Below are 7479 nucleotides of genomic sequence, written 5' to 3'. Positions count from 1 at the left end.
TCGATGTAGCTGTAGTTTTGCTTGAGCACGAGGTCGGCAGCCTCGCGTTTGAATTCAGCGGAAAAAGAACGGCGTTGTTTGGTCATCTGACACCTCGATCTGGCGAGCATTCTCGCCTAAATGGGTGTCCGGTTTCATTAGACCACTACAAAGGCCAGTTGATTAATCTCATATCCGTTCACCGTTTTTCGATTTCAGACAGGACTAGTACTAAGAAAGACCGCCCTCAATTTGATTTTTGAACGCGCCCAAGGCCGAGACGATTTGCTGACTGATCTCCGAGCTCGCAGCGATGTCCGACTCATCCATTCCTTTCGCCAGCAGATTTACTGTTATCGAGGCAGGCTCGACAATAATCGCGGACATTGTTTCCAGTACCAACCTAAGCGCCGCCTGGGCGTGACTCGCTCGAGGAGATGCGTTGAAAAGTGCTACCGGCTTACCGGGAAAGTCCTGGCTGGCTACGAGCCAATCCAGTGCATTTTTGAACGACCCCGGTATTCCGCGAGCGTACTCAGGGCACGAAATGAGAATCCCGTCTGCCCTGGCAATAATCCCGCGCAGCTCTGCGACGATCTGCGGAGGATCGTCCGCCAGATCCGGATCGAAGTGAGGTAATTGACCCACCTTCAGGTAGTGCTTGATCGACATCCCTTCAGGGCTAAGCATCTCAGCAGCACGCAGTAGCGCGGAGTTTGAAGAGGCTGCACGGAGGCTTCCAGAGACCGCAAGCAATTGCACCATGTATAACGTTCCATGACTTAGTGGGCTGGTGAATTGTCGCATACACGAGCCAAAGCCATCTTAAGCGTGACAGCATTGCCGATCGGTAGGCGCGTTCGATTGCCTCCAGTCGGGTTGCCTGGCTGTCATGGCATTTCTCGGGGCTAAAGTTAGTGGTGGATTGTCGGCATCAGTGATGCTTCATCTTTCGAGGACAGAACCATGCGCACGACTGAAGATGCGATAATTGCGGCAGCAAGACAGCGCGCTGCAAGCCGGGGAGAAAACGAGGTCATGGCTGCGGCCTCAGCACTCGAACTCGTGGCAGCTCTGAAAAAGTCTTTAACGGGAGACAAGTACCAGGAGGCGCTCGAAAAACTGTATCTCGAGTACACAGCCCCCTGATCTACCCATACCGCACTCATCTGCGGCACACCTATTGGTCTACCGACAGCATCACATCAATCAGCTTCTGCTCGCCCAATCGGAACAGGGCAAGCGATTGCATGTCCTCGGTCTTCGGGCCAATGCCGTACACCTCGATACGCCCCCTCTCTGAACGCAACGCCAGCACGCAGACCGAACACGGCTCAAGCTCACCCGACTCAAGGTCGTCAGCAATCTTGCGCAGCGTGCTGACAGCATCTGGCCAGCGTTTCGACGATATCCATGCTCACCGCAGTACGTGGCGAATGCGCAGTACGTTGCCCATGAATGATTCCGCACCACCACTCGTCGCTTATGAAAACGTGGCGCGGTATACGCGACCATGCCTGGCTTAAGGATTGCTAAGTACGCCCGTAGCGGCCCCGGAACGACGTAATTCTGACGCGGCGGCAATCAAAATTAACCTTTAAGGACCCCAGCGATACGCTTGGTCAGTCACCGGAGATGTAACGTGTCAACCCTCAATGAAATCGCAGCGAACCACGCGAGAATGGCTAAGGCAAAGGAAGAAGAGTCGACCGGGCTGAGTGAGCGAAACCTTCAAATAGTGGGTAGCTTCGAAATCCCATCCATTGATGCGCAACAGCACATTCCACTGCACCTCATCGCCGGAGTGCAGGACAACCACCTCGGACAAGCAACTGGTTACTTGCTCTGACTGCGCTTGATCTCAGTATCGATTGGGTTAGTCGCCGGCTTGTCGCATGCCATGCAGTGATCACAGTTCAGCGTGCGGCAGAGCCAGGCTTTCATCCGATGCCAGTACGTGCCGCCGAGACAGAAGCAGAGTTTAAAGGACGAATGGTCGAGAGCGTCTAGCACGGGGAATAGCCAGCCTTTACACGCGGCTCTGGCAAAGCCAGCGTGGTACCGGTGACCCTGGTCTACGAGGACAGCGAGGGCGAGGTGCACAAGATCCGTTTCCTCGAATGGGGCGGGAGTGCAGCGAGCAACACCAGCATTACCTGATCAGCCCTGTCGATAGGGGTACAGGCCACGCGCCTCCTCTGTGCAGGCAAGTACCCCCGACTCGCTCCTGTCGCAGGAACCCGTCCACCGCCGCGCACAGGCCGAGTTGGTCCAGCCAATGCCCCGGGACAGGGCCTGAGGCTTGCGCCCCGCTCTTTGCCGTATCACGACGCAGAATCACGATTAGCCAAAAACTGTCGCGTCAGCTCGAAGATACCGCGCGCCAAGAAGCGCTCAAGCCCATCAAAGAACACCCCCCTTACTTGTCGCATCCGGTCACGGAGGGCGGCGCCTACTGAAGATTCACTATGAAAAAGATCGTTGAGGTCAAGGATGGCTTGGCGCAAGCGCTGGCCGATGCTCACCTGCAAATGGTTGAGCAAGATTGCCAAGGCTTCGACTACAAGATCGGCGAGTTTCGCGGGTTGAAGGTTCGCATCGTGGCGTAGCAGGAAGGGCTCGGTGTGATGGATACACTGGATATCGACGGTGAACTGAATTTCACAGCGCTCTGCGAAGCCTGATCCACCCTCACCTATTGCGCTGAATGCTGTCAGTTCATGCGTTTTTGATCAGGTCGTCAATCAGACGCCTGGCCTCCTTGATTGCGAACACCTTGGCATCTTCGTAATTTGACCAGAGATTGTCATAAGTCACCGGCGCAAGAGCAGTCTGGCCCTGTAACACTTGTAGCTTCGTTGTGATTCCGTTTTGGCGTCGATAGAAATCAATCACGAACTGATGGTCGCGATAATCAGTGGTGAACATCGGCAATAACTCTGACATACCACCTCCTTGATCCGGCCTCATGCCGGGCCATCAACCAATAGCCCACAAACTCACATCACGCCAGCCTGAGAGCTGATGCCTGGTCGATGGCACGATTACTCATCTTCATCTAATCGGAACCTGCTCAACACAGGGGATCCCGGCAGCTTGCTGGTCTCAACCTCAACATGCCTCCCGCCACAGTGCTCGCAATTGAAGACCTGGCCGTCGATATCCTCGTCAAAGCAAAGCTCTACGGACGTATCTTGATTGCATTTCTGGCAGATGAGCTTTCTCGTCATGGCTGTAACCCCTGAGAATTTGACCGCCATGAGCTTAGCCAACTTTTCCTATGACCACCGAGACACATCCTCATGCTCACAGAAAAAAAACTCACTCTGAAGCAGCAGCGCGCCGAACACCTCAACCGGGCGATCCGGATCATTGCCGACCACGGCCGCCGCTTCTTCTACAGCCAGGCCAGCAATCGCTACGCCAGCATGTAAGTCGATCAGCTCGGTAAGGTCTGGTTCATCGACGACTACAGCGGCAAGCGCATCTTCACGCATGAAACGGTGCGGGGCGGTCGATTGCGTTATGACCGCCTAAACAATTTCCCACTAGCCTCCAGTCCGTTGCAGCTACCTGATGTCATTTCTCGAACCGAAATCGGCTGACGACCGCTCGACCGATTCTGTGTAGCTATCTGCGTTACGTGTAGATAACTGCTACACAGGCCAACTATGATTTGCCCACGGGTTGTTATGCAGCCCGCGCCACACTTCCAGTGGCACCTTTAAGCGGCACTGTCGCGTACCTGAGGGATCAATCAATGAACAGCCAAACCTGCTTACCCACGAAGAGATGAATCCAAGGAGCCCCCCCCAGAAAGTGAAGAAAGAATAGGACCAAGACCATGACCAGTACTCATTTGCCTGCGAAACCTGCAACAGAAAAGACCAAGGCCGTTCCGATCAACATGCGGGTCGATTTTAGAAAACGAGACTTGATCGATGTGGCCGTAGCCATTTCAGGAAGCGATCGGACCAGCTTTATCCTGGATGCTGCGTGTAAAAAAGCAGAGGACGTCATCCTGGATCAACGCCTGTTCATCCTTGCTAACGATGACTTTGACGCATTCGAGCAAGCCTTACAGTCGAACCCCGCAAGGAGTAACGAATGTCTACGCCAACTGCTCGAAAGACCGCCTCGCTGGAGCTAAGCGCTCCGGAGAAACTGACTGCAATCCACGATCTGAGCGCCTTCGATTGTGGTGAGGAATCGATCAACGAGTATCTGATAAAAAGGGCTCTCAAAGCCCGGGACGCCAAACGCGCCACAGTTTTTGTCACCTGCATTAAGGGCACCAATACCGTCGTCGGCTATTACACACTGTCGAACAGCATGGTTATGCGGGCAGACGTGGTGCCCAAGCGGGGGCAACGCAACTCACCCGACCAGCATCCGGTAATTGTCCTGGGGCGCATGGGGGTGTGCAAGACGGTCCAAGGTATCGGGCTGTCGCTCGATCTACTCAAAGACGCCGTTATTCGTTCGATTGCCGCGTCCAGTGAGGTCGCGTCGACCGCTCTCGTAGTCCACCCGCTGACTGACAGGCTGGTGACGTTTTACGAGAAAGCAGGGTTCATCCGCTGCCCACAACTGTCTCCAATCACGATGATGCTTCCCTTCACCTGATTGACCGTCGGACAGCAAACTGGCCGCATCTAACTGCGGCCGGTTAAGTCCCGCTCTCCCCTCCTGCGATTTTGCGGCTCCCGTAATCGGATACTGCTTTTCGCTCGCTAGTGAACTGCGGTCAGCGGTGCATGTACATGACTGCATTCAGTTGGGCGCCGTTTGTGTGTTGATGCGTCAGTGTGAGGTAGTCACACACATCACGCCCGCAGGCACATGGAGAGGGATCAACTTGGGCATACGACCGTCGTAATGACCGAACAATACATCCGCAACCGAAAGGGTAAAAAAAGTCTCACCAACCAAGTGAATTGCGGACCAACTCTAAAATTGCGGACCAGAAACGAACAAGGGTTTGCTTAGCTTTCGCTCGCAAACCCTTGATTTTAGATGGTGCCCGAAGCCGGAATCTAATTGAAGCCTAAAACCCTAGCATTTACTGGTCGAAACCGAATAACGCCAAATTCGATGTACTTCCTGCTGTACTATTTCGTTGCTGCTGGGGTGCTTCAGCGTCGGCGCTTGGGGTGATTTTAGCGTTGAATTGTAGGGTACGCACCACGCATCGCGACTGCATCACCCTGTCACCTCCCCGGCGTCCTGCCGACCGAACACCTCAACCTATATTGATTCATCCATCCCCGGCCGCCCCACATCGAAAACCATAGAGGACTCCCCCGTCCAGGTGATAACACCCCACTTCACCCAGCCATCCGGCAGACTCACCCGGACCGCCATCGCGCCTACATAGCCAGTCGCCCCATAAGGAACGGTCAGGCTGAACAGATCAGGCATGTTCTGACTCAGCAAAACCCTCGCGCCAAAAGTAACGCACTCTGTGTCGTGAAAAAACTCAAGCACCGCGGGACCTTGATAACTGAAGCTCATTTCCGCCATACCAGAAATACTGTATATAGATACAGTATTCTAGAGCGAAGATCTGTCGTGCTGCTATGCTTTCCCTTCTCAACGGGAGACTTGCCGATGTGCGGAAGGCTTTCACAATACCGAGGCATTCACGACTTCGTGGCCGCGCTGAGCATGCCCAATGCCCTGGCCAACAACGCGGGCGATCAGCCGCTTGGCCGCTACAACGCAGCGCCGACCACCAAGATTGCCCTTCTTCATCTGGAGGCCGACGTCTTGCACGCCGACCTGATCCGCTGGGGTTGGCGCCCGCACTGGGCCACCGACAAGCCACCACCGATCAACGCCAGGGCCGAAAAGGTCGCGCACGGCCCTTTCTTCCGGGCGATCTGGCCACATCGCGCCATTACACCGATCGATAACTGGTTCGAGTGGGTCGATGAAGGCGAGCCGAAGAAGCAGCCATATCTGATCCGGCGACGGGATCACGCACCGATCCTCTGTGCTTCGATTGGCCAATTCCCCGATCCCGATGAAGGACCTCATGAGCATGACGGCTTTGTGATCATCACTGCAGACAGCGCCGGTGGGATGGTCGATATCCATGATCGCCGCCCGGTCGTCCTCAATCCCGAGCTGGCCCGGGAATGGCTCGACCCGGCAACGCCCAAAGAGCGGGCCGAGCAGATGGTGTTACTGCAGGGAGAGCCTTCCGAGACCTTCGAATGGTTCAAGGTTGATGTGGCGGTGGGCAATGTGCGGAACCAGGGACAAAGCCTGATCCAGCCAGTTCAATGAAGCGTCCGCGCCGGACCACCCAGCGACCGAGATACATACTCCGTCATCGCCGTCATGAGCGCTTCCGCTTCGAGGCGAAGACGCTCGACCTCCTCGACCGGCTGCTTGCCTTGCGCTTCGTTGTACCGACACAGTGCTTGCAGCGCCTCCTGCATTAACGGCTCACCCGCCCTCATCTTCTCGCTCAAATCTTCCACTCGCCCCTCCGCTGCTCATCATTTGGCCAAGGCAGTATAGGCAGCCTCGCACGCCTGCCCCCTTACTCTGGCAGTATCAGCGATTGCTGCCAATTCCCGATTTCGCTGGACAGATTTGTCGAGCACGACGGCGAGCAGATTGCCGGGGTTGGCTCCTGGCGTGCAGCTGGTACCAATTCCGGGACTGCTGCGGGCGCTACCGGCGGCGAGTAGCTGCTGCACTCGCTTGCGCAGCCCGTCAGCAGCAGTATTGGCACCAGCAGCATCAGTGCGGGCCTGTTCCAGTTTTTGAGTGGCATCACTCTGCACCTTATTCATGTGTTGTTGATTGGCAAGCTCGGTTGCGCGCGCGGCCTTCTCGGCGTCATCCCTGGCCTTGGCATCGTCGGCATCCCGCTTATCCCACTTCGCCTGCCACTCGTTGTCCTTGACCGTCTCTCCATGGTAATAGGCGCCATAAAGCGCGCCGAATATCAGCAGGACTGCCAGCAGGAAGCCGCCAACCTTTGCGTAGATTGATGTCATGCCAGTGCCCGCCGTATGCCTTCAGCAATCACTGACGACAGATAAGGCACACTACCGTTCTCATGCTTGATGATCGCGGTTACGACGCCCAGCAAGATGCTCGGGGTGCGGATATCGATAGGCGCGTTCGGAGCTACGCCGGCAGCAGCAGCCACGGCATTTACGTAGGCTTCGGTATCATTCTCTACGGACGGCGCCCAGCGATTGACCGTCTCGCGCACAGTGTCGATACCTTGCCCACCGACGCCTGGCATTCCGTCTTTGCCGCGATAGTTGAGCAGCAGCTTGCCTAGCGCCCGAACCCCATTTTCTGGGCAGTCGAAGCGAGCAAAGCGTGGTTCGATCGCTGGATCTGGAGGCAGCTGACCTTGCCAGGCGTTGCGTGGGTTGTAATCGATGTTTCCGGGATTGTTGTTTCGAAGTCCGCGAGCAATTGGCATTTACTTTTCTCCAGGCAAAAATAAACCCGCTCAAGGCGGGTAATGGG

General features: G+C 55.7%; 14 protein-coding genes and 1 pseudogene. 9 read left to right on the top strand and 6 right to left on the bottom strand.

Annotated elements, in window-relative coordinates; translation table 11 throughout:
- Positions 1-242 (top strand): hypothetical protein (locus AC07O1_RS19265; RefSeq protein WP_495089778.1); only part of this gene is annotated, 242 nt, incomplete at its 5' end.
- Here AC07O1_RS19265 and AC07O1_RS19260 read toward each other — a convergent pair.
- Entirely contained in the window at positions 211-744 is a 534-nt protein-coding gene (locus AC07O1_RS19260) for an NADPH-dependent FMN reductase (protein ID WP_495089774.1), read from the bottom strand. The genes AC07O1_RS19265 and AC07O1_RS19260 overlap by 32 nt on opposite strands.
- A gap of 201 nt (positions 745-945) precedes the next feature.
- Here AC07O1_RS19260 and AC07O1_RS19255 point away from each other — a divergent pair, with 201 nt between their 5' ends.
- The 4 genes and pseudogenes from AC07O1_RS19255 to AC07O1_RS19240 all read left to right on the top strand — a co-directional run bounded on the left by AC07O1_RS19255 (position 946) and on the right by AC07O1_RS19240 (position 2588).
- Positions 946-1128: a hypothetical protein gene (locus AC07O1_RS19255; protein ID WP_494991264.1), complete on the top strand. Its 183-nt coding sequence runs from the start codon at positions 946-948 to the stop codon at positions 1126-1128.
- A 493-nt stretch (positions 1129-1621) separates the two neighbouring features.
- Positions 1622-1828 (top strand): hypothetical protein, encoded by a 207-nt coding sequence (locus tag AC07O1_RS19250; RefSeq protein ID WP_494991262.1) that lies wholly within the window; start codon positions 1622-1624, stop codon positions 1826-1828.
- Between the two features lie 182 nt (positions 1829-2010).
- Positions 2011-2139: pseudogene (locus AC07O1_RS19245) on the top strand (DUF2790 domain-containing protein); the annotation flags it as partial.
- A gap of 308 nt (positions 2140-2447) precedes the next feature.
- Positions 2448-2588 carry a hypothetical protein gene (locus tag AC07O1_RS19240; RefSeq protein ID WP_495089773.1) on the top strand — a complete coding sequence of 47 codons (141 nt, stop codon included), beginning with the start codon at positions 2448-2450 and terminating at the stop codon, positions 2586-2588.
- A 109-nt stretch (positions 2589-2697) separates the two neighbouring features.
- Here AC07O1_RS19240 and AC07O1_RS19235 read toward each other — a convergent pair whose 3' ends face one another.
- Positions 2698-2925, bottom strand: a complete 228-nt coding sequence (locus AC07O1_RS19235; protein WP_494991259.1) for a hypothetical protein — start codon at positions 2923-2925, stop codon at positions 2698-2700.
- Positions 2926-3281: 356 nt separating this feature from the next.
- Between AC07O1_RS19235 and AC07O1_RS19230 the strand changes: the two genes are divergently transcribed.
- The 3 genes from AC07O1_RS19230 (at position 3282) to AC07O1_RS19220 (ending at position 4605) form a co-directional block, all read left to right on the top strand.
- Complete coding sequence (locus AC07O1_RS19230) at positions 3282-3413, top strand: hypothetical protein (RefSeq protein WP_495089772.1); 132 nt, start codon at positions 3282-3284, stop codon at positions 3411-3413.
- 410 nt (positions 3414-3823) lie between these two features.
- The gene (locus AC07O1_RS19225; protein ID WP_494991257.1) at positions 3824-4129 is read left to right on the top strand and encodes a type II toxin-antitoxin system TacA family antitoxin; all 306 of its coding nucleotides are present in this window, start codon (positions 3824-3826) and stop codon (positions 4127-4129) included.
- Positions 4087-4605, top strand: coding sequence for a GNAT family N-acetyltransferase (locus AC07O1_RS19220; protein WP_495089771.1), 519 nt, complete (start codon positions 4087-4089; stop codon positions 4603-4605). The genes AC07O1_RS19225 and AC07O1_RS19220 overlap by 43 nt, the downstream gene beginning before the upstream one ends.
- Before the next feature lie 621 nt (positions 4606-5226).
- Here the strand turns inward: AC07O1_RS19220 and AC07O1_RS19215 are convergent.
- Complete coding sequence (locus AC07O1_RS19215) at positions 5227-5493, bottom strand: hypothetical protein (RefSeq protein ID WP_495089770.1); 267 nt, start codon at positions 5491-5493, stop codon at positions 5227-5229.
- A gap of 96 nt (positions 5494-5589) precedes the next feature.
- On the opposite strand from AC07O1_RS19215, the gene AC07O1_RS19210 reads away from it, so the two are divergent.
- On the top strand, positions 5590-6270 hold the full coding sequence (locus AC07O1_RS19210; RefSeq protein WP_495089769.1) for an SOS response-associated peptidase family protein: 681 nt from the start codon (positions 5590-5592) through the stop codon (positions 6268-6270).
- Here AC07O1_RS19210 and AC07O1_RS19205 read toward each other — a convergent pair.
- From AC07O1_RS19205 to AC07O1_RS19195, 3 genes are read right to left on the bottom strand one after another with little or no spacing between them, the layout of a single operon-like run.
- Positions 6264-6467: a hypothetical protein gene (locus AC07O1_RS19205; RefSeq protein WP_495012740.1), complete on the bottom strand. Its 204-nt coding sequence runs from the start codon at positions 6465-6467 to the stop codon at positions 6264-6266. The two genes, AC07O1_RS19210 and AC07O1_RS19205, sit on opposite strands and share 7 nt — an antisense overlap.
- A gap of 18 nt (positions 6468-6485) precedes the next feature.
- Positions 6486-6992 (bottom strand): DUF2514 family protein, encoded by a 507-nt coding sequence (locus tag AC07O1_RS19200; protein ID WP_495012739.1) that lies wholly within the window; start codon positions 6990-6992, stop codon positions 6486-6488.
- Positions 6989-7432 carry a structural protein P5 gene (locus AC07O1_RS19195; RefSeq protein WP_495089768.1) on the bottom strand — a complete coding sequence of 148 codons (444 nt, stop codon included), beginning with the start codon at positions 7430-7432 and terminating at the stop codon, positions 6989-6991. The genes AC07O1_RS19200 and AC07O1_RS19195 overlap by 4 nt, the downstream gene beginning before the upstream one ends.
- Between the last annotated feature and the right edge of the window lie 47 nt (positions 7433-7479).

Source organism: Pseudomonas sp. GW821-FHT07G10, from assembly GCF_059418545.1.
This window is presented reverse-complemented; position numbering and strand designations above follow the sequence as displayed.